At 69.1% G+C, this 26,444-nt stretch carries 25 protein-coding genes, 3 tRNA genes and 1 pseudogene; 15 read left to right on the forward strand and 14 right to left on the reverse strand.

Translation table 11 applies throughout. From position 1 onward, the window contains the following. Window positions 1–2 precede the first annotated feature (2 nt). The 4 genes from OIE51_RS16895 (at window position 3) to OIE51_RS16910 (ending at window position 4,327) form a co-directional block, all read left to right on the forward strand. Complete coding sequence (locus tag OIE51_RS16895; RefSeq protein WP_326598545.1) at window positions 3–1,580, forward strand: complex I subunit 4 family protein; 1,578 nt, start codon at window positions 3–5, stop codon at window positions 1,578–1,580. Further along, window positions 1,577–3,109 (forward strand): NADH-quinone oxidoreductase subunit N, encoded by a 1,533-nt coding sequence (locus OIE51_RS16900; RefSeq protein WP_326598546.1) that lies wholly within the window; start codon window positions 1,577–1,579, stop codon window positions 3,107–3,109. Before OIE51_RS16895 ends, OIE51_RS16900 begins: the two co-directional genes overlap by 4 nt. Window positions 3,110–3,280: 171 nt before the next feature. After that, a complete protein-coding gene (gene htpX, locus OIE51_RS16905) occupies window positions 3,281–4,141 on the forward strand; it encodes a zinc metalloprotease HtpX (RefSeq protein WP_326598547.1) in 861 nt (286 codons plus the stop codon). Window positions 4,142–4,156: 15 nt separating this feature from the next. Next, window positions 4,157–4,327: a YccF domain-containing protein gene (locus OIE51_RS16910; RefSeq protein ID WP_442811942.1), complete on the forward strand. Its 171-nt coding sequence runs from the start codon at window positions 4,157–4,159 to the stop codon at window positions 4,325–4,327. Here the strand turns inward: OIE51_RS16910 and OIE51_RS16915 are convergent. The 6 genes from OIE51_RS16915 to OIE51_RS16940 form a co-directional block, all read right to left on the reverse strand. Then, the gene (locus OIE51_RS16915; RefSeq protein ID WP_326598548.1) at window positions 4,254–6,236 is read right to left on the reverse strand and encodes a recombinase family protein; all 1,983 of its coding nucleotides are present in this window, start codon (window positions 6,234–6,236) and stop codon (window positions 4,254–4,256) included. The two genes, OIE51_RS16910 and OIE51_RS16915, sit on opposite strands and share 74 nt — an antisense overlap. Before the next feature lie 510 nt (window positions 6,237–6,746). Next, a complete protein-coding gene (locus OIE51_RS16920; protein WP_326598549.1) occupies window positions 6,747–8,612 on the reverse strand; it encodes an FtsK/SpoIIIE domain-containing protein in 1,866 nt (621 codons plus the stop codon). A gap of 80 nt (window positions 8,613–8,692) precedes the next feature. After that, window positions 8,693–9,049: a hypothetical protein gene (locus OIE51_RS16925; RefSeq protein ID WP_326598550.1), complete on the reverse strand. Its 357-nt coding sequence runs from the start codon at window positions 9,047–9,049 to the stop codon at window positions 8,693–8,695. 113 nt (window positions 9,050–9,162) lie between these two features. After that, entirely contained in the window at window positions 9,163–9,348 is a 186-nt protein-coding gene (locus tag OIE51_RS16930) for a hypothetical protein (protein WP_442811943.1), read from the reverse strand. Between the two features lie 437 nt (window positions 9,349–9,785). Further along, the gene (locus OIE51_RS16935; RefSeq protein ID WP_326598552.1) at window positions 9,786–10,190 is read right to left on the reverse strand and encodes an ATP-binding protein; all 405 of its coding nucleotides are present in this window, start codon (window positions 10,188–10,190) and stop codon (window positions 9,786–9,788) included. Window positions 10,191–10,288: 98 nt separating this feature from the next. Beyond that, window positions 10,289–10,597 (reverse strand): DUF7848 domain-containing protein, encoded by a 309-nt coding sequence (locus OIE51_RS16940; protein WP_326598553.1) that lies wholly within the window; start codon window positions 10,595–10,597, stop codon window positions 10,289–10,291. Between the two features lie 356 nt (window positions 10,598–10,953). Between OIE51_RS16940 and OIE51_RS16945 the strand changes: the two genes are divergently transcribed. Next, window positions 10,954–12,324, forward strand: coding sequence for a tetratricopeptide repeat protein (locus OIE51_RS16945; protein ID WP_326598554.1), 1,371 nt, complete (start codon window positions 10,954–10,956; stop codon window positions 12,322–12,324). A 262-nt stretch (window positions 12,325–12,586) separates the two neighbouring features. Next, window positions 12,587–12,892, forward strand: a pseudogene (locus OIE51_RS16950) (YccF domain-containing protein); the annotation flags it as partial. Here OIE51_RS16950 and OIE51_RS16955 read toward each other — a convergent pair. The 3 genes from OIE51_RS16955 to OIE51_RS16965 are packed head-to-tail and all read right to left on the reverse strand — an operon-like array spanning window position 12,889 to window position 15,166. Beyond that, window positions 12,889–13,506, reverse strand: a complete 618-nt coding sequence (locus tag OIE51_RS16955; RefSeq protein ID WP_326598555.1) for a DedA family protein — start codon at window positions 13,504–13,506, stop codon at window positions 12,889–12,891. The pseudogene OIE51_RS16950 and the gene OIE51_RS16955 overlap by 4 nt on opposite strands. Before the next feature lie 24 nt (window positions 13,507–13,530). After that, window positions 13,531–14,646, reverse strand: coding sequence for a magnesium and cobalt transport protein CorA (locus tag OIE51_RS16960; RefSeq protein WP_326598557.1), 1,116 nt, complete (start codon window positions 14,644–14,646; stop codon window positions 13,531–13,533). A 31-nt stretch (window positions 14,647–14,677) separates the two neighbouring features. Next, window positions 14,678–15,166 (reverse strand): YajQ family cyclic di-GMP-binding protein, encoded by a 489-nt coding sequence (locus OIE51_RS16965; protein ID WP_326598558.1) that lies wholly within the window; start codon window positions 15,164–15,166, stop codon window positions 14,678–14,680. Window positions 15,167–15,302: 136 nt separating this feature from the next. On the opposite strand from OIE51_RS16965, the gene OIE51_RS16970 reads away from it, so the two are divergent. Beyond that, window positions 15,303–15,384: transfer RNA gene (locus OIE51_RS16970), tRNA-Tyr, on the forward strand. Between the two features lie 650 nt (window positions 15,385–16,034). On the opposite strand, the gene OIE51_RS16975 is transcribed toward OIE51_RS16970, so the two are convergent. Further along, window positions 16,035–17,624, reverse strand: a complete 1,590-nt coding sequence (locus OIE51_RS16975) for an alkaline phosphatase D family protein (RefSeq protein WP_326598559.1) — start codon at window positions 17,622–17,624, stop codon at window positions 16,035–16,037. Between the two features lie 400 nt (window positions 17,625–18,024). Beyond that, on the reverse strand, window positions 18,025–18,792 hold the full coding sequence (map, locus tag OIE51_RS16980; RefSeq protein WP_326598560.1) for a type I methionyl aminopeptidase: 768 nt from the start codon (window positions 18,790–18,792) through the stop codon (window positions 18,025–18,027). Between the two features lie 64 nt (window positions 18,793–18,856). On the opposite strand from map, the gene OIE51_RS16985 reads away from it, so the two are divergent. Then, the gene (locus OIE51_RS16985; protein WP_326598561.1) at window positions 18,857–19,132 is read left to right on the forward strand and encodes a helix-turn-helix domain-containing protein; all 276 of its coding nucleotides are present in this window, start codon (window positions 18,857–18,859) and stop codon (window positions 19,130–19,132) included. 221 nt (window positions 19,133–19,353) lie between these two features. Here the strand turns inward: OIE51_RS16985 and OIE51_RS16990 are convergent, their stop codons facing one another. The 3 genes from OIE51_RS16990 to OIE51_RS17000 form a co-directional block, all read right to left on the reverse strand. Further along, entirely contained in the window at window positions 19,354–20,574 is a 1,221-nt protein-coding gene (locus OIE51_RS16990; protein ID WP_442811944.1) for a sialidase family protein, read from the reverse strand. Window positions 20,575–20,614: 40 nt separating this feature from the next. Continuing rightward, on the reverse strand, window positions 20,615–21,274 hold the full coding sequence (locus tag OIE51_RS16995) for an NAD(P)H-binding protein (protein WP_326598562.1): 660 nt from the start codon (window positions 21,272–21,274) through the stop codon (window positions 20,615–20,617). A gap of 121 nt (window positions 21,275–21,395) precedes the next feature. Beyond that, window positions 21,396–22,601, reverse strand: a complete 1,206-nt coding sequence (locus OIE51_RS17000; protein WP_326598563.1) for a hydrolase — start codon at window positions 22,599–22,601, stop codon at window positions 21,396–21,398. An 82-nt stretch (window positions 22,602–22,683) separates the two neighbouring features. On the opposite strand from OIE51_RS17000, the gene OIE51_RS17005 reads away from it, so the two are divergent. The 7 genes from OIE51_RS17005 to OIE51_RS17035 all read left to right on the forward strand — a co-directional run bounded on the left by OIE51_RS17005 (window position 22,684) and on the right by OIE51_RS17035 (window position 26,382). Beyond that, a tRNA-Thr gene (locus OIE51_RS17005) sits at window positions 22,684–22,756 on the forward strand. A 52-nt stretch (window positions 22,757–22,808) separates the two neighbouring features. Next, window positions 22,809–22,881: transfer RNA gene (locus OIE51_RS17010), tRNA-Met, on the forward strand. A gap of 97 nt (window positions 22,882–22,978) precedes the next feature. After that, the gene (gene rpmG / locus OIE51_RS17015) at window positions 22,979–23,143 is read left to right on the forward strand and encodes a 50S ribosomal protein L33 (RefSeq protein ID WP_077059582.1); all 165 of its coding nucleotides are present in this window, start codon (window positions 22,979–22,981) and stop codon (window positions 23,141–23,143) included. A gap of 108 nt (window positions 23,144–23,251) precedes the next feature. Next, window positions 23,252–23,716 carry a MaoC family dehydratase N-terminal domain-containing protein gene (locus tag OIE51_RS17020; protein WP_326598565.1) on the forward strand — a complete coding sequence of 155 codons (465 nt, stop codon included), beginning with the start codon at window positions 23,252–23,254 and terminating at the stop codon, window positions 23,714–23,716. After that, window positions 23,713–24,147: a MaoC family dehydratase gene (locus tag OIE51_RS17025; protein ID WP_326598566.1), complete on the forward strand. Its 435-nt coding sequence runs from the start codon at window positions 23,713–23,715 to the stop codon at window positions 24,145–24,147. The genes OIE51_RS17020 and OIE51_RS17025 overlap by 4 nt, the downstream gene beginning before the upstream one ends. Before the next feature lie 60 nt (window positions 24,148–24,207). After that, entirely contained in the window at window positions 24,208–24,774 is a 567-nt protein-coding gene (locus tag OIE51_RS17030) for a TetR/AcrR family transcriptional regulator (protein ID WP_326598567.1), read from the forward strand. Between the two features lie 165 nt (window positions 24,775–24,939). Next, window positions 24,940–26,382, forward strand: a complete 1,443-nt coding sequence (locus tag OIE51_RS17035; RefSeq protein WP_326598569.1) for a DHA2 family efflux MFS transporter permease subunit — start codon at window positions 24,940–24,942, stop codon at window positions 26,380–26,382. The last annotated feature ends 62 nt before the right edge of the window (window positions 26,383–26,444 follow it).

Here is a 26,444-nt window from a genome sequence, read left to right on the forward strand (position 1 = left end):
CCATGATCAGCCTGAACGACACCGCGACGCGACTGCTGCTGGTCGCCGTCGTCGTCCTGCCGCTGCTGGGCGCGGTGGCCGCGCTGCTGCCCGCGCCGCCCGGCCTGCGCGGCCGGCACGGCCCCGACCGTGACGTGCTGCGGCACGGCGTGACCGTCTCCGGGCTCGTGCTCGTGGCCACGCTGGTGCTGACCGCCGCGTTCGACCACGACGACCCCGGCGCGATACAGGCCGAGAGCGACGTGAGCTGGATCCCCGCGCTCGGCGTCCGGCTGCACCTCGGCGTGGACGGTGTCTCGCTGCCGCTGCTGCTGCTGACCGCGCTGCTCACGTTCCTGTGCGCCCTGCACAGCTACTTCCGGCCGCCGGACGGCCCGCGGCCCGCCGCGTTCGTCGCGCTCCTGCTGCTGCTGGAGGCCGGGACGCTGGCCACGTTCGCCGTGCTCGACCTGGTGCTGTTCTTCCTCGCCTTCGAGACGGTGCTCGTCCCGATGTACTTCCTCATCGCCCGCTGGGGCGGCGCCGGACGGGCGGCGGCGGCCTGGAAGTTCGTGCTGTACACCGTGCTCGGCTCGGTGGTGATGCTGCTCGGCCTGCTGCTGATCGGCGTCCAGGCCGGGACGTTCGACATGGTCGCCCTCGCCGGGGCGCACGGCGAGGGGCTCACGCACACCACGCAGGTGCTCGCCGTCCTGGCGCTCGGCATCGGGTTCGCCGTCAAGACACCGATGTGGCCGCTGCACAGCTGGCTGCCGGACGCGCACACCGCCGCGCCCACCACCGGGTCCGTGCTGCTGGCCGGGGTGCTGCTGAAGATGGGCACCTACGGGCTGGTCCGCATCGCGCTGCCGGTGGCCCCCGAGGGCATGGAGACGTTCGCCCCGTACCTCGGCGCGTTCGCCGTGGCGGGCATCGTCTACGGCTCGCTGGCCTGCCTCGCCCTGGTGCGGGAGGGCGCGGGCGGGGACCTCAAGCGGCTGATCGCGTACTCCTCGGTCGGCCACATGGGCTTCGTGCTGCTGGGCGTGGCCACGCTCACCCCCACCGGGGTGAACGGCGCGCTGTTCGCGAACATCGCCCACGGGCTGATCACCGGGCTGCTGTTCTTCCTGGTCGGCGCCCTGAAGGAGCGGACCGGCTCCACCGACCTGGACCGGTTGGCGGGAGCGGGCGGCGCCGCGCTCTACGGGCGATCGCCGCGGTTCGGCGGGCTGCTCGCGTTCGCCGCCGTGGCCTCCCTCGGGCTGCCGGGGCTGGCCGGGTTCTGGGGCGAGCTGCTGGCGATGCTCGGCGCGTTCGACCCGGCCGACGGGCTCAGCCGGCCGGCGTTCCTCACCTATCTGGCGGTCGCCGCGTTCGGCACCCTGCTGACGGCCGCGTATCTGCTGCTCGTCGTCCGTCGCGTCTGCATGGGCGACCGCCCGGCCGACGGCGGCGCGCTGCCCGACCTGCGCGGCTACGAGTACGCCGCCTTCGCGCCGCTGGCCGCGCTCACCGTGCTCGCCGGGCTGTGGCCCGCCGTGCTGCTCGACCTCACCGATCCGGCCGTGCAGAGCCTCCTGCCGGGAGTCGTCAGATGAACCTCGTCCAGACCGTCGAGTGGGCGGTCATCGCGCCGCCGGTGATCGCCGCCGTCGCCGCGGTGGCGGTGCTCGTCGCCGACCTGTTCCTGCCCGCCGCCCGCAAGGCCCTGCTCGGCTGGGGCGCGGCGGCGGCGCTGGCGCTGGCCGCGTTCGCCCTGCTGCCGCTGCGGGACGGAGACCGGACCACGTTCTGCCTGCCGGACGATCCGGAGCTGTGCAGCTATGTGGCGGACCGGTTCGCCGTGACCGTCCAGCTCCTGGTGCTCGGCGGCGCCTTCCTGGCCGCGCTGCTGTCCATCCCGGAGACCGAGGACGGCGAGATGCCGGGCGGGGAGTTCTGGTTCCTGCTGCTGTCCTCGGCGGCCGGCGCCGCGCTGCTGCCCGCCGCCCGCGACCTGGCGACGCTGATCATCGCCCTGGAGGTCACCACCCTCCCGGCGTACGCGCTGGTGGGGCTGCGGCGCGGCGGCGGCGCCGGGCCCGAGGCGGCGCTGAAGTTCTTCCTGTCCTCCGTCACCGCCACGGCCGTCGGGCTGCTCGGCGTCAGCTTCGTCTACGCGGGCTCCGGCAGTCTCTACCTCGACGGGATCGCGGCGGGCCTGCCGGACGCCGATCCCCGGCTCGCCACGCTCGCCGAGGCCGGGGTGGCGCTGACCCTGGTCGCCTTCGCCTTCAAGACGGCGGCGGTGCCGTTCCACTTCTGGGTGCCCGAGACCTACGTCGGCGCCCCGCTGCCGGTGGCCGGCTACCTGTCGGTGGTCGGCAAGACGGCGGGCATCGCCGGGCTGATCCTCGTCACCACCGGCGCCTTCCCCGGCTACGGGGACCTGTGGGGGCCGGTGACAGGCGTGCTGGCCGGGCTCACCATGACGGCGGGCAACGTCGCCGCGCTGCGCACCGATCCGGAGGCCCCGCACAGCGCGGTCCGGCTGCTGGCCTGGTCCTCGATCGGGCAGGCGGGCTATCTGCTGGTCCCGGTCGCCGCGGCGGCGTACGCGACGGACACCATCGGCACCGCCGTGGCGTACGCCCTGATGTACGGCGTGGTGAACCTCGGCGCGTTCGCCGTGGCCGCGCACGTCGCGCGGCAGCGGTCCGCGCACCGGCTCGCGGACTACCGGGGGTTGTACGCCCGGCAGCCGGCCGCCGCCCTCGCCCTGGCCTTCTTCCTGCTCTGCCTGGCCGGGCTGCCGCCGGGCGTCATCGGGCTCTTCGCGAAGGTGGCGGTCTTCGAGACGGCCGTCGACGCCGACCTCGGCGTGCTGGCGGTGGTGATGGCGGTCAACGTGGTCATCGCCCTGTACTACTACCTGCGCTGGACGGCGTACCTGTTCCAGCGGCCCGCCGCGGACGGGGCCGCGGTTTCCGAGCCCGCCGCGGACGGGGCCGCGGTTTCCGAGCCCGCAGCCGCCCGGTGGCCCGCCGTGCCCCTGACCGGCGCGATCGGCCTCGCCGCGCTCACCGGAGTGGTGCTGTCGGGAGCCCCGCAGATCATTCTCACGTTCGCCTCGGGAACGCTTTTCTAGGGCGTTTCAGGGCGTTCCAAGGCCGTGGTGTGGGGGCCGCGCGGGGTGTGCGGGGGAACGGAATTCCCCCGTATGGCGTTGTGCACATCGGGAGTGTCCACTGTTAGTGGAGAAACTCCGACATCCGGATCCTTCCGGGCACCCCCACACCGCGCTACTGGAGGGCACACCGTGCACCGCCGGCACAACGGACTGAGGACAGCCGCCCTGCTCGGCGGCATGTCCGCGCTGATCCTGGTCATCGGCAGCTTCTTCGGCCGGGCCGGGCTGGTCATCGCCTTGCTGATCGCCCTCGCCACCAACGGCTACGCCTACTGGAACAGCGACAAGCTCGCCCTCCGTTCCATGCGCGCCCGGCCGGTCAGCGAGTTCCAGGCGCCGGAGCTCTACCGCACGGTCCGCGAGCTGGCCGGGCAGGCCCGGCAGCCGATGCCCCGGCTCTACATCTCCCCGACCGAGGCCCCCAACGCCTTCGCCACCGGCCGCAATCCCCGCAACGCGGCCGTCTGCTGCACCGAGGGCATCCTGCGCCTGCTCGACGAGCGGGAGCTGCGCGGCGTCATCGGGCACGAGCTCAGCCACGTGTACAACCGGGACATCCTCATCTCGTCGGTGGCCGGTGCCATGGCCTCCGTGGTGATGTTCCTGGTCAACTTCGCGTGGCTCATCCCCTTCGGCCGCGACGACGAGGACGGGCCCGGCATCCTCGGGATGCTGCTGATCCTGATCCTCGGCCCGATCGCCGCCTCGCTCATCCAGCTCGCCGTCAGTCGCTCCCGGGAGTTCGAGGCGGACGCGTCCGGCGCCCAGCTCACCGGCGACCCCATGGCGCTGGCCAGCGCCCTGCGCAAGCTGGAGGCCGGCACCCAGGCGCGCCCACTGCGGCCCGAGCCGCAGCTGGAGACGGCGAGTCACATGATGATCGCCAACCCGTTCCGCAGAGGCGAGGGCCTGGCCCGGATGTTCTCCACGCACCCGCCGATGGCCGAGCGTGTCGCCCGGCTGGAGCGCATGGCGGGCGGCCGGTTCTGACGCCATGCTGAGGGCGTGAAGACACTTCTGAATCTCCTATGGCTGATCTTCTCGGGCCTGTGGATAGCCCTGGGCTATGCCGTGGCCGGGCTGATCTGCTTCGTCCTGATCGTCACCATCCCCTTCCGGATCGCTCACCCGGTAGCAGCATCAACCGGGGATCGATTTTCCCCTCGATACGCATAGGAGGAGAAGCCACGCCGACGGGTACAGGGACGCGGGGAACATCGGTCAGAAGAGAGTCAATCCGGGCCCACGTACCGTCTGCGGACCACCGCTTGAAGTGGTAATTCGCGGTGGTCTGAGTTGCCCCGCATGCCGCCCTTACGGCGTGCCAGGGCTCACCCGTCCGGGCCTTGTACAGCAGAGCATCAATTGTCCGGCGAAGGATGGCGGGGCGTCCGCCGGACAGCAGGGGCGCAATCAATTCCCATTGGTCGTCTGTCAGCCCTTCGGCAGGAATGTCACGCTGCATCGACGTGTACCAACCCCGGATGGAGCAGGGGGCACCGCCTTTTCCCATTCCGGCGGGACCTTCGAGATAGACCTTCAGGTCAATCAGCTCCGCGAACTCGGATTGCTCCTGAAGAGTCATGCTTCCCAAGTGGTCATGCGCCATTCTCGCAAGCGCCTTGAGGTCTTTTGCCCTCCTGTCTGCATCCTCTTGCTCGGCAAGCCAGTCAGCGGCCTCTTTGCGCATGCCCTGCAACTGGGCCAGTTCATCAGTCAGCGTCTTTGTCGCCTCATGAATGTAATCCTCCGGCGCATCCTCGCCCCTTGCGATCGCTTCCTTTGCCGCCATAGCCATCACAGCGGAAATTGCCTTTCGCTGAGCGTCGATCTGCCGATCAAGCTCAGCTACCCTTTCGATCGATGCGGTGGAATTCCCCACTGTCATACCAAGCCACTCGGAGGCGAGTTCTTCAAGCTGTGCAGGATTACCGAGAACCTTCACTAGCTCTTGCCATACCGGAACTTCAATGGCTTCAGCACTCACGTACGAAGGAGCGCAGTTGCACGTCTCTTCGCCAGGAATTTGAGCCAACTTCCCTGTGCAACGGTAGAAGCGCTGCTTACCCCCTCGGGTGTGCCCCGTTAGCGGAGATTCGCACAACGAGATAACTCGCCCCGAAAGCGGAAAGCATCCGTCGCTACCTTCCTGGACAGTCGACTTCTTGTTCTTTCTGACAACTCGCTGCATCGCTGCCGCCTGTTCTTCGGTCAGAATCCGAGGCAACTTGATGGTGACGGACTCGCCGAATAGGAGATTTCCGTCGTTGTCCCTCTTAGCATTGTCCCCTCGGAAGACGATTGCCCCTTCGAGCACCGCGCGGGACATAATCCGATCGCGGACATTGGCGTATGACCACAATTTGCCCCGACGGGAGAGTTTTCCTTCTGCGTTGAGTCTGGCAGCACATTGGCGGAGGGTCAGTCGTTCGCTGCCCACCATCCATCCATAAACCTGGAGAATGACGGCCGACTCCGACTCGTCAATGACCAGGTAGGAACCCCTCTCCCCTTTGTGTTCCACCCGGTAACCGAAGGGAGGCGGACCCCCAATGTGTGGCGATCCGTCATCGAGTGCTTTCTCCTGTAGCCCTCCCTGTGTGCGACTCCGGATCTTCTCCCACTCCCTTTCAGCGTAGTCAGCCTGACTACGCATCTCAGAGCGACCGTCCGGAGTGGTGTTGTCGATATCGCCATCCGCAATGGCGACGAAAATTCCGAGATCTTCCAAGGCCCAGACCCAGCGCCAGAAAGCGCGCCCCGTGCGTCCGATGGCCCGGCCTTCTTTCACCACGACCACATCGAATGCGTGAGCGCGAGCGTTCTCCATCAACCGCTTAAGGTCGTCCCGATCCTCGGCCTCAAGGCTGCCGCTTACGCCGTCGTCGGTGTAAGTATCCACGTGCTTCCAGGATTTCTTCGCGATGTAGCCGCGAGTCTTCTTCCCCTGGCTTGCGACGCCGTAGCCCTTTTTCTGCTCCTCCGTCGAAACGCGAAGGTAGTCCACCGCCCGCAGGACACGGACTGGCGTCATCTTGGCCACCGCCTGGACGGGGGCAGGGGCGGGTGTGGTTTTATAGGCCATGTCGGCTCCCAAGCAGTCGGCCAGCCCCGGGGCGGTTGCCGCCGCCGCCGGGGCACGTTGTGTTCCGTAGAGCATACGCCATCGCCGGACGCCCTGTCAGGAGCCGATAACTCACTTTCGTCACTAGTCCTGTGACGGAATAGCAGGCGTAGCAACCACTCCCGCTCCGCGCGAGTGAAGCTGATATCAGTCCGCCAGATGACACGAACGGTCGCTTCCGGGCGGGCAATATCCTGCTTCGGGCTCATGTCCTCGGTTTCCTTTCTGGCTTCCATGACTGGTTCTTGTTCTTCGCGAGTGTTAGCCGGATCTGCGGCAGAGAATTCGTGATGTTCGGCCATAGGCATTCCTCCCTCTGTGGATTTCGGTCCTTCCCGGTCCCGCCCCGGGGCGATCACCCCGGGGCGGGACCTGTCACGGTTACTCGTTGTGCTCGTCCACGTCCACGTCCATGGATGAGCACGGGCCCTACGCGCGCAGGCGCGTGCGAGCCGTCTGGACGTTCGGCGGTTACTGTGTGTCGCGGTTCGGGGGCCGCAGTCGGCGGCGCGCTCGCCGGGCGCGGCGTGTCCGGGTCGGCCCGGCCGGACCCGGGCCGCTCTCGCGCCCCTGGTCGTCGGCGGCGCGCCAACGGCCGCGAGCGAGCTGCACCGCGCGGCCTGCGTCGGCATGCTCCCGCAGCCGGTAGTAGACCCAGCTCCGCCCCATGCCCGACGCTGACATGAGCCCGTCCACCGAAGCCCCGCCCGCACCGGCGCGGCGCAGCGCCGCCCACAAGGCCGCTTCCGGAGCCACGGGCGCCCGTGTGGCGCTGGTACCGGCCGCGCCCTCCCCGGGCCTCTGAGGCGTGCTCAGTGCCTCGGACGGGGCGACGGCGGGTGCGGGCAGTCGCGGGCGCCTGGCACCGTGGTCGGTGACATGCCGGATGACAGCGTCATCGGTGACTTCCCAGGCGCGTGCCCGGTCGGCGTTCGGGTGTTCGGGGCCGGATATCAGGAAACTCCCGGGAAGGGTGAGCGCGTCGGCGTTCCAGCCCTGTTTGGAGAATCCCTGCCCCAGGATCAGGTCAGCGTCACGGCGTTCCCGCACCCGCAGGCATATGCGGATATCCATCTGTGTCCGTGTGGCGCCTCCCATCGTTTTCTGTGTCGGCCGCTGTGTCGCGACAATCAGGGTCACGGCCACCGCCCGCCCCCGCCGTGCGATCGAATCGGCGTATTCGCGTGCCTCTTCCGGTAGTTCGGCGTATTCGTCGATCACGATGACGAGTGCCGGATGGCCGGGGGCCGGTTCCCAGACACGGCGCCCCTGCGTGGTGAGGATGCGGGCGCGGCGTTCCAGTTCCGCGACTCCGTTCCGCAGGAGTTCCGTTGCTTGTTTCCCGGTCGTGGCGAGCCGTCCGAGGCATGGTTTCCATGGGGAGAGTTCCATTCCTTCCTTGAGGTCGATTCCCCAGACCACCGCATCGCGGCAGGCCGCGAGTGCGCCGAGGATGACATTCACGATGCCCGACTTTCCCGAGCCGACCACACCGCCTACGAGGACATGGCGGCGCAGGAAGGAGACGGCCACTTCGCGGGCATCCTCGAAAAGGCCCAGAATGATTGGCCTGTTGATGCTCGCCGCAGCCGGGGCGGGCCATGCGAGGGGTTCTGCGTGCGGGTCTCTTTCGACTACTCGCATAACGCACCGGTCGGCCCTCCTGGCGTCGGGAAGGATCCGCACCGATCCGGCACGCATACCGAGTGCCGATTCGATCGACGGTATCCGGCCGACCGCATCCGTTACGGTGCTCCCTTTCCTCAGCCTGAGCCGTGCCGAGAATCCCCACGCATCGGCGACTGCCGAGGCGATCCGGGATCCGGGAAGGCCCATGCTTTCCGCCAGAGTCGGCCAGTCGGCCGTGATCCGCTCCACACGGACACGGGCGCGCCGCCGACGATGCAGCCACCACGGAATACCGCACACCGCGATTCCCGCCAGCCACACGGCTGGAAGCGGCCGGGTATACGGGCCCATGGAGATAGCCAGCGCCGACCACCCGCCGACTACGACCACCACAACGGCGCCGTACGCCCGCTCCGTCGGCCGGTCCATTCCGCAGGCCGACCACGTCCGCGCCAATACCGTTGCGACGCGCACACCGGCAGGGCTCCTCTTCAGAACCGTGTGCGGAATACCCAGAGCCACGCCTATGACGACCGTGGCCACGATCAGGGAAACCCACGCATGCGGGTAGCGGACGTGCGCGACAGCGGATGCGAGAAACGCGATTCCCGCGAGGGATACCGGGGCGAGTGCCGACCGGTGGCGCCACACGAACCGGCTCAGTATTCCCAGCATAGCCACGAATACCGGTTCGCTGTTCACGAGCATGAAACCGACCGTGTCGCGGTCGCGTCGCCACGCGCGCCGCTGTCGGCGGAATTGCCTTGGGTTCGGATGCCTCAAATACGTCACCGCCTTTCCCGGTGAGGCGCTGAGTTCCGCTGTGCGGTGTACTCGTCCCGCAGGAACCACAACGGGTCATGCTCCCCGTCGGCAGCGGCGGAAAGAGCCGCACGGATCGCCGCCCGCAGATTCGCGGCCGACTCCCGCGCTTCGGCCAACTGATCGGCCATACGACGGTTTTCGATGGCGTACCGCGCGGAATCGACGGTACGCGCGGAGAAATGCAGGAGCAGAGCCAGCCCGTCGGCCTGGCACCGGCCGCAGTGGTTCACCCGTTCCAGCGCACCCCATGCGTTGTTGATGGCCTCCAGGTCTATTTCCACGCGCGGCAGAAGCCGAGCGAATTCATCGTTGATTGTCAAATGTGTGACGACCTCCTTTGATCGGGATCTACTTACTTTTCCGGTATCCGCGTCCCGCGCGCACCTTGCGCGCGGGACGCCCTTGGATACCGTCATGTCACGACCTCACCGGGTCACCCTTGGCCCTGGATCACGTCGAAGAGGCCACTCATCGCCTCCGAAATCGGGCCCGCCATGCTGGATGACGCCAGGTAGAAACCCAGCACCACACACACGGCGGCATGGGAAATCCGCAGCCCCGCATACCGGCACAGCACGAATACCAGCACGCTGAGTATGCCGACGACCGACAGATTCACTGTCAAAAAGTTCTCACCTCCCTACACCTACAGATATCTGGATACGGGCCGAGTTACGGCTACCGGCCCGGCCGGAAACCGCGACCGGACTTCCGCCGCGACCAGCGCGCACGCCGCGTGCACTTGGTACACACGTCACCCGCATCCGTCGCCATCGCGCCACAGGCGCACCGACGTCCCGTACGGCACTCCCTAACTCCGCTTAACAGTGCTGCTCACCTCCCCAAACCTCAGAGATCACAACCTTTCTGAAAAGCCGTTACGCACAGCACAACGGCCCCGGTACACTGAGTACCGGGTGACCGTTGCGTCTCCCAGCCGCGCCGCCCTAACGGTTTCCAGCCCCAGGGGCGGCGCGGTTTTTGAGTTATGGAGTCCGGAGCTATCTCCTCCTTTCCCCGGGACTCTTTCCCGGGAAGTTTCCGGTTGTTTCTCGGCTACTGGTTCCACATGGCGCGGCAGTTCACCAAGGCCCACACCATTTGTCCGACGTACCGTTTTTTCTCGACCACGTGGACCGCGCCCCAGTCAGTTGATAGTCCATTTAGAAGCAGTCGGCCATATTTGCTTTTGGGCGTGTTTTCCGGACTGGCCGGACGCCGGCGGTTGGGGTTTCTGTCGAATACCTCTATCGCCACCCCTAAACTGACCGGCCGTAATGTCAGCGTCAGTGTTGCTATGGCAGCTAATTCGGCGTAGGTGGGCGGCTGTTCGCTTGCGTAGGATTCGCGCACCGCGTCGGCGATCAACTCGGACGTGACGAGTCGCGCGTCATTGATCTTTGATGGACCCACACCCCATGACACGAGCACGCTTTGGGTCTGAAGGCGCGCGATGCCCAAGGCCGTGGGTACGGCTGCCAATTGCAGGGGAATGGGTGGCGGAAGGGGCCGATGCCCCGCGCGGACAGACGCCGGAATACCGCCGCCCGCACCTCTGGTCATAGTGGATGATCACCCCCTCTCTTCTCCAAGTCGTAGTAGGGGTTACCGGGGGCGGGAAGGACGATCCAGAAACATTCCATCGTGGACCGGTACCGGCGATGATCCGGATTCGCGCCTGTGTGTTTCAGCGTCCACATTTCCACCGGCAGTGACTCGTTGTTCGCCGCCTCGGACTCCGCACCGCAATCCACACACGCGACACGGAAGATTGTTCGTGGCGCGTCCTCGTCGCCGATCTCGGTGAGAGCGGAGTTTGCTTGGAACAATTGCCACTCAGCGGCCTTGATGATCGTCCGGCGGATCACTCCGCACCTCCGCGCGCAACGGCGGCGCCGCTGTTACTGATCACCCGCACGTCACCAGGAGTTGCGTCCCACTCACGGCCACCGGTCAGCGGGCGCAGCCACACTCGCCCGCCCTGATAGTCCATGACACGGCCGACATCGCCACGGACATCCCGCACGACCGCCCCAGGCTCGGGCCGAGCACCCGCCTTCTGCCTCTCCGATTCACGCTGCATACCACGACAGTGACGCGCGGATCTCTCCACGGGATCCCCCACGTTGGGGGCCTCATCGTGGGGCCCCCAACGTGGGTAGACTTCCGAACGTGGGTCTTGTGGTACTCCTTGAAGAGATCGCGATCAATGCGGGGACGCAGAATGATCAACAAACCCCCGGCGGCTCTGCCGCCCACCGTGCTGGAACGAGCTGACGTACGTAGTGCACTTGCGCACTACGATTTCGGCGAGCTATTCCGTCTAGCCAATAAGTATGGTGGCATCAGTTTCAAGAGAATTGGGGATGCGATCGGTGTTGATTCAAATCGGGTAAGCAAGTATGCCCATCGCACGCCGCCCGATCCTCCGTACCAGCCCTCATACAAGAAAGTCGTTGAGATCGCCGATGGTTTGCGGATTCCCGGTTACCTACTGGCGTTGGGCCCCCGCCCCTGGGAAAGCGATAGAGCCGAACGGGATAAGGTTGGGGTCGATCGGCCCATTGCCAGCCTTCCCAGTGCGCGGCAAGCTGATAGAAGTTTCACTCTTGCCGCAGAGCACGGCCCCTGGGAGGTAATGGAGTTGGCCCGCCGACTAAATGCTACCGACATTAGTCCTGGTGACATGGACACCATTACGCTCGTGATTGACAGGTTGTGCCGATCGTACCCGTACATGCCTGCCGAGAAGCTTCACGAGGAGACGCGAACGGGAATTCGCTACGTCACGGACTTGCTGAATGGGCGTACCACGCTAAAACAGCACCGAGAGCTTTTGGTGTCGGCAGGGTGGCTTTTCCTTCTCGGCGGCTGCCTCGAATATGACATGGGACAGCGGGAAGCCGCTGACCTCAGCCGGGCGACGGCATTCCGAATTGGGCAGGAGTCCGGGCATAGTGAGATCGTGGCCTGGTCGTTTGAACTCGGAGCATGGTTCTCTCTGACGCAAGGTCAATACTCCGAGGCGCTCGACTCCGTGGAGTCCGGACACCGAGCGGATTCTACACACAGCGTCGGCGTGCAGCTTTATGCACAATCGGCAAAATCATATGCGCGGGTCGGAAATGCTCGCCAAGTCCGCGACGCCCTGGACGCGGGGCGAGCCCGGTTGGAACGTTTGCCGAGACCCGAACACCGAGAGCACCATTTCGTAATCGATCCTGAAAAGTGGGATTTCTACGAAATGGACGCTTACCGCATGCTGGGAGACGACGACCGGGCTTCAACTCACGCCAACGAGGTGATCAGACTCAGTACTGCGCCTGACGGCACCGAAGCGTCTCCGATGCGGGTGGCTGAGGCGCGCCTCACGCTGGGAGTAGCGGCGGCGCGTGCGGGTGAGCTTGAAGAGGCAGTAGCCATAGGTGAAAGGGCGCTCCAAACGCCGAGGAAGTCACTGCCCTCGCTTCTCCTGGTAGCCGGAGAACTTAGCGATGAACTTGTGAAGCGGTATCCGCGTGAAGCACTCACCCAGGATTTCCGGAACCACCTCCGCGAGTTGGTCGCAACAGCGCGTCCCGAATTGGAGGCGTGAGCGCTGAGCGGCGCCGTAACGATGGCGTCTCGGTGACTGTCGGAGTCCCCTTCCACGCAGCGCTGAGAGCCGCTGTGGGGCTCGCACACGCATGCGTGAGGCTCTGGCTCCCTCCGGAGGGAGCCAGAGCCTCAGGGGGTCTGGTGCCGGGCGTGGCGCGATCGGGACCACAGGCGCCCGCGTCGGGCGTGTCCTCAGGTCAGCGCCTACGCCAACGCGAAGCGGAACCTGATCACGGCGCTGGGACGATCCTGCTCGCCGGATCCCGATCCCGTTCGGTATCGCCTGCTTCCGCATCGCGGGCTACGCGCTGTGGCCCTTCGGCTACACGGTCACCGAGCGCCGGGACGCGGGCGTGGCGTCCGGGGTGGGCAATGTGATCTGGCTCATTGTCGCCGGGATCTGGATCACTATCGGCCACATCGTGGCCGGGATCGCCTTCTGCGTGACGATCATCGGCATCCCGTTCGGCATCGCGCACTTCAAGATGGTGCCGGTCTCGCTGATGCCGCTGGGCCGCGAGGTCGTGCCGACCAGCGATCCGTACCCCCGGTACCGCTGGTCCTAGTCGACCTTGGCCGCCGCCCGGCGCTCGCGGATGAAGCGCACTCCCTCGTGGAGGCCGGCGAGCGCCAGGGCCAGGCCGAGCCCGAGGGCGACGCCGCGCAGCGGGTTCTTCTCGAATGCCGCCCCGCCGATGAAGCCGATCATCGCGGAGTAGATCGCCCAACTCGACGCGGCGATCGCGTCGTAGGCGGAGAATGACCGCAACGGGTACTTGGTGGCGCCCGTGGTCAGCGTGGCGGCCGTCCGGCCGCCCGGGATGTAGCGGGCGATGATCAGCATGAGCCCGCCGCGCTTCTCCAGCATGTCACCCACCCGGTCGTATGCCTTCCGGGTGCGCCCCTCGGGTTTCAGCCGCGCGTAGATGCGATCGCCCGATTTCCGGCCTATGAAGTAGGAAATATGGTCCCCGGTGAAGGCGCCGAGAGCCGCGACGATGATGATGAGGGCCAGATTCGGATTTCCGTCCGCCGCCGCGAAGACCCCCAGGGTGACCACCAGGGTCTCACTGGGCACCACGGGGAAGAAGCCGTCGAGTTTCGCGACGGCGAAGAGAGCCACATACACCCAGGGGGTGGCGATGAAGCCTTCGATCGCGTCGAGGATCGCGTTGTCCACGAGGCCAAGACTAAACCGCCGGTCTCACAGCCATCCGTTGCGCCGGAACCCCCGGTAGAGCAGGAAGCACGAACTGAGGATCACGCCCCACACGAGCGGATAGCCGAACGTCCAGCCCAGCTCCGGCATGTGCTCGAAGTTCATGCCGTAGACGCCGCAAACCATGGTGGGCACGGCGATGATCGCCGCCCATGAGGTGATCTTGCGCATGTCCTCGTTCTGGGCCACCGTCACCTGGGCGAGGTTGGCCTGAAGGATCGAGTCGATGAGCGCGTCGAAGCCCGAGATCTGGTCGCTCACCCGCGACAGGTGATCCTCGACGTCCCGGAAGTACCGCCTGATGTCCGGGTCGATCAGCGGCAGCCCGTTGTCGGAGAGCTGCTGGAGCGGCCGGGCCAGCGGCGTCACGGCCCGCTTCAGCTCCATCAGCTCGCGCTTGAGCTGGTAGATCTGCCCGGGATCGGCGCCGCGCCCGGGGATGCCGGCGAAGACCGACAGCTCCACCTCGTCGATGTCGTCCCTGACCGCCTCGGAGACATCCAGGTAGTGGTCCACCACATGGTCCGCGATGGCGTGCAGCACGGCGGACGGCCCCTTGGCCAGATGCCCGGGGTCGGCCTCCAGGTGCTCCCGGAGCGGACCGAGCGAGCCGTGCCCGCCGTGCCGGACGGTGACCACGAAGTCCTTGCCGGTGAAGATCATGATCTCGCCGGTCTCCACCACCTCGCTGGTGGCGGTGAGCGCCGCGTGCTCGACGTAGCGGACCGTCTTCAGCACCATGAACAGCGTCTCGTCGTAACGGTCGAGCTTCGGCCGCTGGTGCGCGTGGACCGCGTCCTCCACGGCCAGCGGATGCAGCCCGAACAGCTCCGCCATCCCCGCGAACTCCTCCTCGGTCGGCTCGTGCAACCCGATCCACACGAATCCGCGCCCCGGCCGCCTGCGGATGTAGTTCAGCGCCTCCTCGGGCGACCGGTGACCGTCGTGGCGCACGCCGCCGCGGTAGGCCGCGCAGTTGACGACCGCGGTGCCCAACGGGGAGCGGGCCGGGTGGCTCAGGTCCACCTTGCCCTGCGAGGTCCCGTCACCCCCCGGCCGGCGCTGCGTCAGCCGGACGGCCTTGCGGAGACTGCGGATCATCGACACGGAACCTCCTGTGTCCGCCATGGAGTCAGCGGTAGTTGACAAACTGCACCGCGAAGTCGAAATCGGCTTCCCGCACCAGCCGCTGAACCTCCTGCAGCGCGTCCCTGCTCTTGGAGCTCACCCGCAGCTCGTCACCCTGGACCTGCGCCTTGACGCCCTTGGGGCCCTCGTCCCTGATCAGCTTGGTGACCTTCTTGGCGTCCTCGGTGGAGATGCCCTCCTTGACCGTGGAGTACAGCCGGTACTCCTTGCCGGACGCCTGCGGCTCGCCCGAGTCCAGCGCCTTGAGGGAGATGCCGCGCTTGATCAGCTTCGACTGGAAGATGTCGAGCACGGCCATGGCCCGCTCCTCGGCGTTGGCCCGGATCTCGATCCGCTCCCCGGACCACGCGATCGACGCGCCGACACCGCGGAAGTCGTAGCGCTGGGAGATCTCCTTGGACGCCTGGTTCAGCGCGTTGTCGACCTCCTGCCGGTCGACCTTCGAGACGATGTCGAAACTGGAGTCGGCCATGGTGTGTCTGGCTCCTCGTGCTCTGGCTCATCGGGCTGGGTCGGCGCTCAGCCTAGCCACCCGCTACCCCGAACCACCCCACACAACCGAGTGGCGGACCACCCCCCGAGATCGGGTATCGTTTACCGCGTTGCGAGGCGGTGTGCCCGAGTGGCCAAAGGGAGCAGACTGTAAATCTGCCGGCTCAGCCTTCCCAGGTTCGAATCCTGGCGCCGCCACCCAGCGAAAAAGGCCCCTGACCTGCGGTTCAGCAGGTGAGGGGCCTTCCCTGTTCGCCCATCGACATCACAGGCGTGCCCTGTGTTCCTTTTTGCCGCACCGGATTCCGCCTGCTGACCAGTGCGTGTGGGGTACGGGTGGGACAGCGCGGATACCCTCAGGGTCGCTTGGTCTCTCCGCTGAGGCGCGCGGAGATCTTCATGTTCGCGGCATCGTCGCTGTTCTCAATGGACTTGGCGTGGACCCGGAACAGCACGGTGATGCTGTGCCCCGCCCGCCTGGCAACGGTCTGCGGGTCGACCCCCGAACGCCAGCCAGGTGAGACAGCCGCGTGTCGGAGGTCGTACCGAGCCTGGGGCGCACCCCGGGACCGGAGACGGTGGCGGCCGTGTGCCGGCAGCCACGCAAGGCCCTGGAGGACGGCAAGAACGAACCGGACGCCGCACGACGTCCGAACCGGTCCTGGCCCGGCAGCTGTTCGGCCGCCTTGGTGAGGCGGGTGGTGGGCCTGCGTGAGTGAAGCCGCGGTCGAGGTGGAGGCGGTGCGTCCTGGCTTCGGCGTCGCTCGATCCGTCTGATGCTCGTCGGGCACCACACCCCTCCCTCCCCGTGCGGGAGCGGCGGGGAAGGGGGGGTGGCGGGGAAGTGGCTACTGACCCACGTGGCCCGGCTGGAGCACCTTGGTGAACAGGACGGTGCCGCCCACCTCGCGCAGCCGCACCGTCAGCTCGCCGCTGGCGCCGTCGATGTCCACCTCGCCGTAGAACTGGTAGCCCTCGACGGGAGAGACCTCCAGCCGGTCCGGGGCCTTGACGAAGACCAGCTCCGGGCCGAAGGTGCCGTCCAGGTCATTCGCCGGGTAGCCACCGGCGTTCAGCGGGCCGGTGACGAACTCCCAGAACGGCTCGAAATCGGTGAACGCGGCCCGCGACGGCTGGTAGTGCTGCGCAGAGGTGTAGTGCACGTCCGCGGTCAGCCACACCGTGCCGGTGATCCGCCGGTGTTTGATGAAGCGCAGCAACTCGGCGATCTGGAGCTCGCGGCCGAGCGGGGCGCCCGGGTCGGCGTTCGCGACGGCCTCGAAGTCCGGGGTGCCGTAATCCGGCACCACGACCCCCAGCGGCATATCGGCGGCGATGACCTTCCACACCGCCCGCGACCTGGACAGCTCGCGCTTGAGCCAGTCCAACTGCTCCCGCCCGAGGATGCCCTGGGTGTCCTCGGGCTGCCGGTTGGGCGAGTTGGCGTTGCGGAAGGTGCGCATATCGAGGACGAAGACGTCCAGCAGCGGCCCGTGCCGCACCACCCGGTGCACGCGACCCTCCTGGGCGCCGGCGGTGGGCAGCGTCGAGATCGGGAAGTACTCCGCGTACGCCTGCCTGGCCCGCGTCGCGAGGACGTCCACGGACTTCTCCGTGTAGCGGGCGTCGTCCAGGATCTCGCCGGGGTACCAGTTATTGGTCACCTCATGGTCGTCCCACTGCACGATCGAAGGCACCTGGGCGTTGAAACGCCGCAGGTTCTCATCGAGGAGGTTATAGCGGAAGTTCCCCCGGAACTCGGCGAGGGTCTCGGCCACCTTCGCCTTCTCGTCCGTGGTGATGTTCCGGTAGACCCGCCCGTCCGGCAGGGTCACGCTCTCCTTGATCGGCTCGTCCGCGTAGATGCTGTCGCCGCTGAGGAGAAAGAAGTCCGGGTCGCGCAGGCGCATCTCCTCGAAGACGCGGTAGCCGCCGATCTCCGGGTTGATGCCGAAGCCCTGTCCCGCCAGGTCGCCCGACCACACGAATCGCACATTGCCGCGCCGCCGTACGGGCGCGGTGCGGAAGGTGCCGGTCACCGGCTCACCGGTGCGCCGCGGGTCGTCCGGGTCCGCGAGCACGACCCGGTAGTGCACCTGCTCGCCGGGCGGCAGACCGCGCAGCGCGGTGGTCCCCGTGAAGTCGGTGCCGGGACCGACGATCGGGCCGCGCCAGCGGCGTGCGTTGCGGAAGGATTCGGTCGCTGAGGTCTCGACGATCATCCGGGCCGGGCGGTCTGCCCGCGCCCAGATCAGTCCCGAGGAGCTGGTCACATCCCCGACCTGCACGCCCCAGCGGGCGGCGGGCCGTCCGCTGAGGGCCAGCGCGGGCGCCATGCCGGACAGCGCCGTCGGCAGGGCGAGCGCCGTCGACGCGACGGCACCGCCCCGCAGTATCGCCCGCCGACCGACGGATCTTCCGGAATGCTGCGCCGTCATGGGGAACCTCCTGGTGCTTGTCATATGTGGCAGTTGAGCAGCATGGTCCGTTACCGGCGATACCGGATGCCCTGAGGCATAACGCTCAGTAAATACCTGGCCAATGTTGCGGCCCGGCGGTCAGGTCACGCGCGGTCAGGTCACGCGGGCAGGGGTCGCTCGGGCGACCGTCGCCCGGCATCAGGACGACGGCGGCCAGCGGCGGCAGGAACAGAAGCACCAGCGGCACGCCGGAGCGGGGCCGTGATTCCCGCGAGTTCGTGAAAACCGAAGGTGGTGGAGCGGGAACTCGCGGCTCCGATGTGCCGATTTCCGGCCTGCCCGCGCGGGCGCGCGGGCTCGCGGTGAACATGCGGGTGGGCGTGGGGATGGTCAGCGCTGCGACGGTTCGCTGCCCGGATCAGGGCAGGGTCAGGATGCGGGGGCCTTCTTCGGTGATGGCGACGGTGTGCTCGATGTGGGCTGCCCGGCTGCCGTCGGTGGTGAGGAGAGTCCAGCCGTCGGTGCCGGTGCGGTAGCCGTCGTGTCCGCCCGCCATGAGCATGGGTTCGATGGCGAGGGTCAGGCCGTGGCGGAGGGGAAAGCCGCGGCGGGGGCGTCCCCGGTTGGGGACGTGGGGGTCTTCGTGCATGTGGCGGCCGATGCCGTGGCCGCCGAAGTCGGCGGGCATGCCGCAGCGGGCTGCTGCGGCGACGGCGCCGATGGCGTGGGAGATGTCGCCGACGCGGTTGCCGGGGGTGGCGGCGGCGATGCCGGCGTCGAGGGCGCGCTGGGCGGCGTTGATCAGCTCCACGTCAGCGGGCCGGGGGGTGCCGACGGTGAAGCTGATGGCGGCGTCGCCGGTCCAGCCGTCGAGCTCCGCGCCGCAGTCGATGCTGACCAGGTCGCCGTCGCGCAGGCGGTAGTGGGTGGGGATGCCGTGGACGATGGCGTCGTTGACCGAGGCGCAGATCACCGCGGGGAAGGGGGTGGGGGCGAAGGAGGGCCGGTAGCCGAGGAAGGGCGAGCGGGCCCGGGCCTTCTTCAGAACGGTGCGGGCCGCTTCGTCCAGCTCCCGCAGGGACACCCCGACGCCCGCTGCTTCCTGGACGGCGGCGAGGGTTTGGGCCACGACGCGCCCGGCTTCGCGCATCGCGTCCAGCGCCGTATCGGTCTTGATCTCCACCATGTCCTGCGACTCCCTGCCTCACGCGCCGACGTCCAATTCTTATACCGGTATTAGTATCACGGGCATGGTGAGAACTCCTTTGACCCCGTGGGAACGGCAGCGCGGAGAGCGGTTCGGCGCGCTGCTGCGTCAGGCGCGCGGCGACCGCAGCATGGTGGACGTCGCCGCGGCGGCGGGGGTGTCGGCGGAGACGCTGCGCAAGATCGAGACCGGTCGGGCGCCGACTCCGGCGTTCTTCACCGTGGCGGCCCTGGCCGCAGCGCTGGAGGTGTCCTTGGACGAATTGGCCGCCGCCTGCGTGCGGGACAGCGACTGCGGTGAGCAGGCGCTTTCGGCGTGAATCTCGACGGTGGGTTCGGTGTGCGGGCCACCCGCGGGCTCACCGCCACCCTCGAACGACTCCGCGTCGACCGCCGCTGGTCCCGGGACACCTGGGCGAGACGCGCGCCACCCGGGAGCCGGCCGAGGACACGCTCGTCCGTCGGTGGCGCGTGCCGGAAGCGGTCACCCCGACACCGCGCGCGGCGCCCGGTTCCTCAAGGGCCTGGACGGCCCGGCGGCCTAGAGGCCCTCGATCCGCCGGAACTCGATCCGTTCGTACGGCCCTTCGGCGCCCGTCTCGAAGAACACCCCGGCCGTCCCGTCGTCCAGCTCGACCAGGTCCGAGTACGCCGCCGGATCGGCCGACAGGGACCGGAGCCGGTCGAACGTCCGGCCGCCGTCGTCGCTGCGCCACACCGTCAGGGCCTTCCGCGCGTCCGGGTTCGACGGCCCGGAGAACAGCAGTGGGCCGTCGCCCATCCCCACCACACTGCCCTGCACCACCGGCACGGCGTCCAGATCCCGCTGCGCCGCGTAGCCGTCGCCCTCCAACGACTCGCCGCCATCGGCCGAGTACGCGCCGACCCGGTTCCCCGGGCCCGTGCCGTTCTGGTCGCGGGAGCTGAAGTACAGCCGCCCGTCCGGGAGTTCCGCGACGGATGACTCGTTCGCGTTGACCAGGCCCTCGTACGTGCCGTCCACGTACCCGATCCGCCAGGTCTCGCCGCCGTCGTCGCTCAGCAGCGCGTGCGCGCCGTAGTACCTCGGCTCCTCGCCGGTGTCCGGCGAGCCCGGCGGCGGCGCGACCGAGTGGTTGGCCGGGACGACCAGCCGCCCCGCGCGCGCCCCGCGCGTCAGCGCGATCGCGTGGCCGGGACCCGTGGCGTACCAGCGCCAGTCGGGCAGTTTGACGTCCGCGGTGATCTCCCTCGGCCCGGTGAACGTCCTGCCGTCGTCGTCGCTCGTCTGCACGAAGACCCGACGGCTCTCCCGCGCCGTGACCTCGCCGCGCATGATCGCGGCCTCGGTCACCTCGCCGCCGTTGAAGGAGGTCAGCAGCACCACCCGTCCGGAGGCCGGATCGACCACGGGCGCGGGGTTGCCCCGGGTGTCACCGCCGCCCGCCGCCACCACGGTCAGCGGCTCCCACGTGCAGCCGCCGTCCGTCGAACGCCGGGCCACCACGTCGATGTGGCCGGTGTCGCCCGCGCCGCCGAGGCGGCCCTCGGCGAAGGCGAGCAGCGTGCCGTCCGGCGTGGTGACGGCGGCCGGGATCCGGTACGTGTCATAGCCGTCCGTGCCGGCCGTGAACGGCACCGACGACGCGCACGCCGCCCGCGAGTCCGTCCCGGGGTCCGCACCGGAATCCGTCATCGCCACCACCACCGTCGTTATCGCGCCCAACGCGGCCACCGCCGCCGTCACCACGAGAACCCGTCTGGCCCGGGAGAAGGGGAACATGCCCGGACCCTAGTCCAGACAGGGCAACGGACCCGCCCGATCAGCGCAAGACGGCCGAGACCGCCGCCGGGATGGGCGTGTCCCCGTTGATCAGGTCCAGTGTCAGCCCCGCCGTGCCCGGCTTGTCCAGCAGCGTCATCAGCACCGCCGCCACGTCGTCCCGGGTGACCGCGCCGCGCGGGGCCTTCGCCGCCAGGTGGACCCGGCCCGTGCCATGGTCGTCGGTGAGGCGGCCGGGGCGCAGGATCGTCCAGTACAGGCCGGAACGGGCCCGGACGTTGTCGTCGGCGGCGCCCTTGGCCCGCAGATACGCGGCGAACACCGGATCGGTGCCCGGTGGTGGCTCCTCGTCCACGTTCATGGCCGAGACCACGACGAACCGGCGGACCCCGACCCGCTCGGCGGCGTCCGCGAACAGCACGGCCGCCGCCCGGTCCACCGACTCCTTCCGCGCGGCGCCGCTCCCCGGGCCCGCGCCCGCCGCGAAGACGGCCGCGTCCGCGCCCTCCAGGTGCCGGGCGACGTCGTCCACGCCCGCCGACTCCAGGTCGCAGACGATCGGCTCCGCCCCGGCCGCGAGCAGTGCCCCGGCCTGGTCAGGTCTGCGGATCAGGCCCGAGACCTCGTCCCCGCGCCCGGCCAGCAGCCGTTCCAGGCGGCGGGCGATCTTGCCATGTCCTCCAGCGATCACTGTGCGCATGCGTCCGACCGTACGCCCGCCGATCGCCGGACGCGGATCGCCGTGCGCCCGCCGATCGCCCGCCGCCCGCCGCCCGCCGCCCGCCGCACGCGGATCGCCGGAACGCGGGCTGGGGCGGGTTCTACCCGGTCGCCTGCCGGGGCAGCCCGAGCCCGTTCGACGGCGGCGGATCGCCGTACTCGCGCACCGCGCTCGTCCGGGCCACGATCCGGCCCCGGTGGATCACCAGCCGGCTGTAGGCGAGCGACAGCGCCTCCGCGATCGTCTCGCCGCGGACCGCGAGCAACTCGGCCGGGAACCCGGCGTCGATCCGCACCTCGGGCAGCGCCAGCGCGGCCCGCGCCCGCCCGCTGACGGCGGCATAGGCGTCCGGCGCGCCGCACTCGCCGCGCGAGGCCAGCAGGAACGCCGCCTCCAGCGGATCGCCGCGGCCCACCGGGTTGGCGGCGTCGCGCAGCGCCCCGCCGCCCGCCGCGACGCGGACCCCCGCGGTGGTGAGGAGGCGGACCGGCGTGATCCGTCCGGGCCGGTGGCCGGGGGAGAGCGCGCAGGGGCCCTGCGGCAGGCACACGACGGTGATCCCGGCGGCGGCGAGCCGGTCGGCGGCGCGGGCGGCGGCGGCCGGGGGCAGCAGGGAGAGCCCGGTGCACGGGCCGATCGTCACCCCCGGCCGGTGCGCGGCGGCGGCGGACGCCAGCCGGGCGAGCCGGACCGGGTCGTCGCCCTCGGTGTGCAGGTCGACGGCGCGGCCGTGGTCGCCGGCCAGGCCGAGGACGATGTCGAGATAGCCGGCCGGGTCGGGATCGACGTCGGGGCAGCCGCCCAGCGCGTCGGCGCCCATCTTGGCGGCGTCGTGGAGCTGGGCGCGGTTGTCGGCGCCGGCCAGGCCGGTCAGCAGCCGGGGCGCGGCCACGGTGGCGAGATCCGCCAGGCCGCGCAGCGCGCGCCGGACGTCCAGGGCGGCCTCCAACGCGGTCAGGCCGCGCGCGTCCCCGACCCGGACGTGGCTGCGCTGGGCGGTCGCACCGTGGCCGAGCTGGGCGAGCACCGCCTCGGTGACGCGGCGGCGCAGGTCGCGCGGGGTGTCGGGCGGGGGCGCCGCCACGGTCCGGGCCCCGGTCAGGGCCGTGTCGTGGTGGGCGTGCGGCTCGGCGGGGGCGGGGAGCAGCAGGTAGCCGGTGAGGTCGAGGCGCGAGCCGCCGTCCCCGTCCGGGGTGGACAGGCTGCCGGGGGTGCCGACGGCCTCGACCCGGCCGCCGCTCAGCCGGACGTCGACGGTCCGGCCGTCGGAGAGCCGCGGCCCGCTGAGTACTAGACGCTCTGGCATCGTGTGCGAGCCTAGAGGCCGGTTGGCCCGGCCTTTACGGATTTCGCCTTCCGGGTCAGAGCGTGTAATCTCTTGAGCGCTCGCCCCAATAGCTCAGTCGGCAGAGCGTCTCCATGGTAAGGAGAAGGTCAACGGTTCGATTCCGTTTTGGGGCTCTGAGGTGCGGAGTCTCCCACACGTGACTGTGGGGGCGGCTGTCCACCTCGTGGCGGCGTAGCTCAGTCGGTAGAGCAAACGGCTCATAATCGTTGTGTCACCGGTTCAAGTCCGGTCGCCGCTACGTCACGTAGCCGATTACAGGGTTGGCCCTCTGATCGGCTACTCTTCTCTGTGTTCCATTCCTGTTCGACCCGTCCATCCGTCCTAGGAGCACTCACGTGGCTGCCACCGACGTCCGCCCGAAGATCACGCTGGCCTGCGTGGAGTGCAAGGAGCGGAACTACATCACCAGGAAGAACCGGCGCAACGACCCGGACCGTCTGGAGATGAAGAAGCACTGCCCGCGCTGCAACGCGCACACGGCTCACCGCGAGACGCGCTGACCGTCCCACGACACCGATCAGTGGTTCACCGCCGAGGCCGCTCCCATGCCGGGGGCGGCCTCGGCGTTTTGTGACAGGCCGATGGCCGGGAATTTGAGGATTCTGCCGATGCCCCTTGACCAGTCCTTCGCCGGGCGGAGCTATCCGCCCACCGCGCCGTACGAAGTCGGCCGGGAGAAGATCCGCGAGTTCGCCGAGGCGATCGGGGACGCCAACCCGGCATACACGGACCCGGTGGCGGCCGGGGAGCTCGGGCACGAGGACGTGATCGCGCCGCCGACGTTCGTGTTCGCCATCACGTTCAAGGCGGCCGGACAGGTCATCCAGGACCCGAAGCTCGGCCTCGACTACGCCCGGGTGGTCCACGGCGACCAGCGGTTCGTCTACTCGCGCCCGGTGCGGGCGGGGGACCGGCTCTCGGTCACCTCCACCATCGAGTCGATCAGGTCCATGGCGGGCAACGAGATCCTGGACGTCCGCGGCGAGGTCCACGACGCCGCGGGGGAGCACGTGGTGACCGCGTACACCAAGCTGGTGGCACGCCAGAAAGAGGATGGGGAAGAGCAGCGATGACGGCCAGGATCGCCTACGCGGACGTCGAGGCCGGCACCGAGCTGCCCGCCGCCGCCTTCCCGGTCACCCGCGACACGCTCGTGCGGTACGCGGGCGCGTCGGGGGACTTCAACCCGATCCACTGGAACGAGAGGTTCGCCAAGGAGGTCGGGCTGCCGGACGTGATCGCGCACGGCATGTTCACCATGGCCGAGGCGGTCCGGGTGGTCACCGACTGGGCCGGGGACCCGGCGGCCGTCGTGGAGTACGGGGTGCGGTTCACCAAGCCGGTCGTGGTGCCCGACGACGACGCGGGCGCCCTGATCGAGGTCTCCGGGACCGTGGCGGCCAAGCTGGACGACGAGGCCCGCACGGTTCGCGTCGACCTCATCGCGCGCAGCGCGGGGCTGAAGGTTCTCGGCATGGCCCGCGCGGTCGTCCGGCTGGCTTGACCGCGGGACGGTCACGCGGGCGGCTTGACGAGATTAGTGATTGACCACTAACTTGCTCGTATGGCCAAGGAGAGCAGCCGGATGTCCGCGGAGGAGCGGCGCGAGAGCGTCATCCGCGCGGCCATCACCGAGTTCGCCCACGGTGGGTACGCGGGCACCTCGACGGCCGCGATCGCCCGCCGGGTGGGCGTTTCCCAGCCGTATCTCTTCCGGCTTTTCCCGGACAAGCGGGCGATCTTCCTGGCGGCGGCGCGACGGTGCACCGACGAGGTCCGCGAGGTGTTCGAGCGGGCGGCCGAGGGGCTGGATCCGCAGGCCGCGCGGGAGGCGATGAGCGCCGCGTACGCGGAGCTGATCACCGATCGCGACCGCCCGATGTTCCAGCTCCAGATGTTCGTCGCGGTGAACAACGCGGCCTCCGCCGGGGACCACCAGTTCGGCGACGAGGTCCGGGCCGCCTGGGAGAAGCTGTGGGACTCGGCGCGCCTGCTGCTGGGCGCCGACGACCGGGAGATCGGCGACTTCGTCGGCGTGGGGATGCTCATCAACACGCTGGTGGCTCTCGGCTTCCCCGAAGGGCACCGGGTCTGGGCGGCCTGCGCCGACATCTACCAGCCCTCCGGCTGATCGGCGCCCCCTTCCCTCGCCGCTGCCCCTCTTCTCGCTCTCCCGTCATCCCGTCCCATCCCGTCCCGTCATCCCCGCCCTTTCCCGTCTTGGTGGCTCTCCCGGGGTCACGTAGGCGACAGAAAGTTATTGATCAATCACTACCTATGTCTCTGTGGAGGAGTCATGCAGGACCCGGCCCCCCGCGGCCTCGTCGTCTGGACGCTGATCATCACCGGCGCGGCCACGTTCATGTCCGCGCTCGACAACCTCGTCGTCACCACCGCGCTCCCCGTCCTCCGCGACGATCTCGGCGGCGATCTGTCCGACCTGGAATGGATCGTCAACGGCTACACCCTCCCCTTCGCCTGTCTCCTGCTGCTCGGCGCCGCCCTCGGCGACCGGTTCGGCCGCCGCCGGATCTTCGGCGTCGGTGTCGCGCTCTTCACCGTCGCGTCCGCCGCCGCCGCCCTCGCCGGCTCCACCGAGGCGCTGATCGCTGCCCGCGCCGCCCAGGGCGCGGGAGCCGCGATCATCCTGCCGCTGAGCCTCACCCTCATCTCCGCCGTCGTCCCGGCCGGGCGGCGCGGCGTCGCGTTCGGCATCTGGGGCGCGGTCAGCGGCCTCGCCATCGCCAGCGGTCCGCTCGTCGGCGGCGCCATCACCGAACACCTCTCCTGGCAGTGGATCTTCTGGCTGAACATCCCCGTCGGCCTGGCCGTCCTGCCCCTCATCCGCCTCCGCCTCACCGAGAGCCGGGGCCCCAACAACCGCCTCGACCTCGTCGGGACCGCCCTGGCCAGCGCGGGTCTCTTCGGTGTCGTCCTGTCCATCGTGCGCGGCCACGAGCACGGCTGGACCTCGGGCCCGGTCCTGGCCGGCTTCCTGCTGGGCGCCGCGCTGCTGTTCGCGTTCGTCCGGTGGGAGCTGCGCACCCCCGTCCCCATGCTGCCGATGCGCTTCTTCCGCGACCGCACCTTCACCGCCGTCAACGTGGCCAGCCTGCTGATGTACGTCGGGATGTTCGGCTCGATCTTCCTGCTCACCCAGTTCCTCCAGCTCATCCAGGGCTACAACCCGCAGGAGGCCGGGCTGCGCATGCTGCCGTGGACCGCCGCGCCGCTGATCGTGGCCCCGATCGCGGGTGCGCTGACCGACCGTGTGGGCGGCCGGCCGATCGTCGCCTCCGGGCTGGCCCTGATGGCCGGTGGCATCGGCTGGTTCGCGCTGCTCGCCGAGCCCGGCGTCAGCTACGGCAGCCAGGTGCCCGCGTTCGTGCTCTGCGGGATCGGCATGGCGATGTTCTTCGCGCCGACCGGCGCGATGGTGATGGGAGCCGTCCCGGTCGGGCAGGAGGGCGTCGCCTCCGGGGTGAACAACGCGCTCCGCGAGGTCGGCGGCGCCCTCGGCGTCGCGCTGCTCGCCTCCGTCTTCGCCGGCCAGGGCGGCTACGAGACCCCGCAGGCGTTCACCGACGGCCTGGTCCCGGCGCTGTGGATCGCGGTGGCCGCGCTGGTCGCCGCCTCGGCGGCGGTCCTGACCGCGCCCTCCCGGCGCCGGACCGCCGCCGTCCCCGCCGGGGCAGGCGGCCCCGCCCACCCCGTTCCCGTGCCGGCGGACGTCCGCTGACCCCCGTGTCGCCCGCTGACCCCCGTGCCGCCCGGTCGCCCGGCCGCCCGGTCGCCCGGCCG

It is taken from the genome of Streptomyces sp. NBC_01803 (genome assembly GCF_035917415.1).
GTDB lineage: Bacteria > Actinomycetota > Actinomycetes > Streptomycetales > Streptomycetaceae > Streptomyces.

Excerpts from the sequence above, each read along its gene's own strand:
- OIE51_RS16915 (WP_326598548.1), bottom strand. The coding sequence starts at position 6,236 with ATGGCCTATAAAACCACACCCGCCCCTGCCCCCGTCCAGGCGGTGGCC.
- OIE51_RS17035 (WP_326598569.1), top strand. The coding sequence starts at position 24,940 with ATGCAGGACCCGGCCCCCCGCGGCCTCGTCGTCTGGACGCTGATCATC.
- OIE51_RS16990 (WP_442811944.1), bottom strand. The coding sequence starts at position 20,574 with ATGTTCCCCTTCTCCCGGGCCAGACGGGTTCTCGTGGTGACGGCGGCG.
- OIE51_RS16985 (WP_326598561.1), top strand. The coding sequence starts at position 18,857 with ATGGTGAGAACTCCTTTGACCCCGTGGGAACGGCAGCGCGGAGAGCGG.
- OIE51_RS16960 (WP_326598557.1), bottom strand. The coding sequence starts at position 14,646 with ATGATCCGCAGTCTCCGCAAGGCCGTCCGGCTGACGCAGCGCCGGCCG.
- OIE51_RS16895 (WP_326598545.1), top strand. The coding sequence starts at position 3 with ATGATCAGCCTGAACGACACCGCGACGCGACTGCTGCTGGTCGCCGTC.
- OIE51_RS17025 (WP_326598566.1), top strand. The coding sequence starts at position 23,713 with ATGACGGCCAGGATCGCCTACGCGGACGTCGAGGCCGGCACCGAGCTG.
- map (WP_326598560.1), bottom strand. The coding sequence starts at position 18,792 with ATGGTGGAGATCAAGACCGATACGGCGCTGGACGCGATGCGCGAAGCC.
- OIE51_RS16900 (WP_326598546.1), top strand. The coding sequence starts at position 1,577 with ATGAACCTCGTCCAGACCGTCGAGTGGGCGGTCATCGCGCCGCCGGTG.
- OIE51_RS17020 (WP_326598565.1), top strand. The coding sequence starts at position 23,252 with ATGCCCCTTGACCAGTCCTTCGCCGGGCGGAGCTATCCGCCCACCGCG.
- OIE51_RS16995 (WP_326598562.1), bottom strand. The coding sequence starts at position 21,274 with ATGCGCACAGTGATCGCTGGAGGACATGGCAAGATCGCCCGCCGCCTG.
- OIE51_RS17030 (WP_326598567.1), top strand. The coding sequence starts at position 24,208 with ATGGCCAAGGAGAGCAGCCGGATGTCCGCGGAGGAGCGGCGCGAGAGC.
- OIE51_RS17000 (WP_326598563.1), bottom strand. The coding sequence starts at position 22,601 with ATGCCAGAGCGTCTAGTACTCAGCGGGCCGCGGCTCTCCGACGGCCGG.
- OIE51_RS16945 (WP_326598554.1), top strand. The coding sequence starts at position 10,954 with ATGATCAACAAACCCCCGGCGGCTCTGCCGCCCACCGTGCTGGAACGA.
- OIE51_RS16965 (WP_326598558.1), bottom strand. The coding sequence starts at position 15,166 with ATGGCCGACTCCAGTTTCGACATCGTCTCGAAGGTCGACCGGCAGGAG.
- OIE51_RS16975 (WP_326598559.1), bottom strand. The coding sequence starts at position 17,624 with ATGACGGCGCAGCATTCCGGAAGATCCGTCGGTCGGCGGGCGATACTG.
- OIE51_RS16920 (WP_326598549.1), bottom strand. The coding sequence starts at position 8,612 with ATGCTCGTGAACAGCGAACCGGTATTCGTGGCTATGCTGGGAATACTG.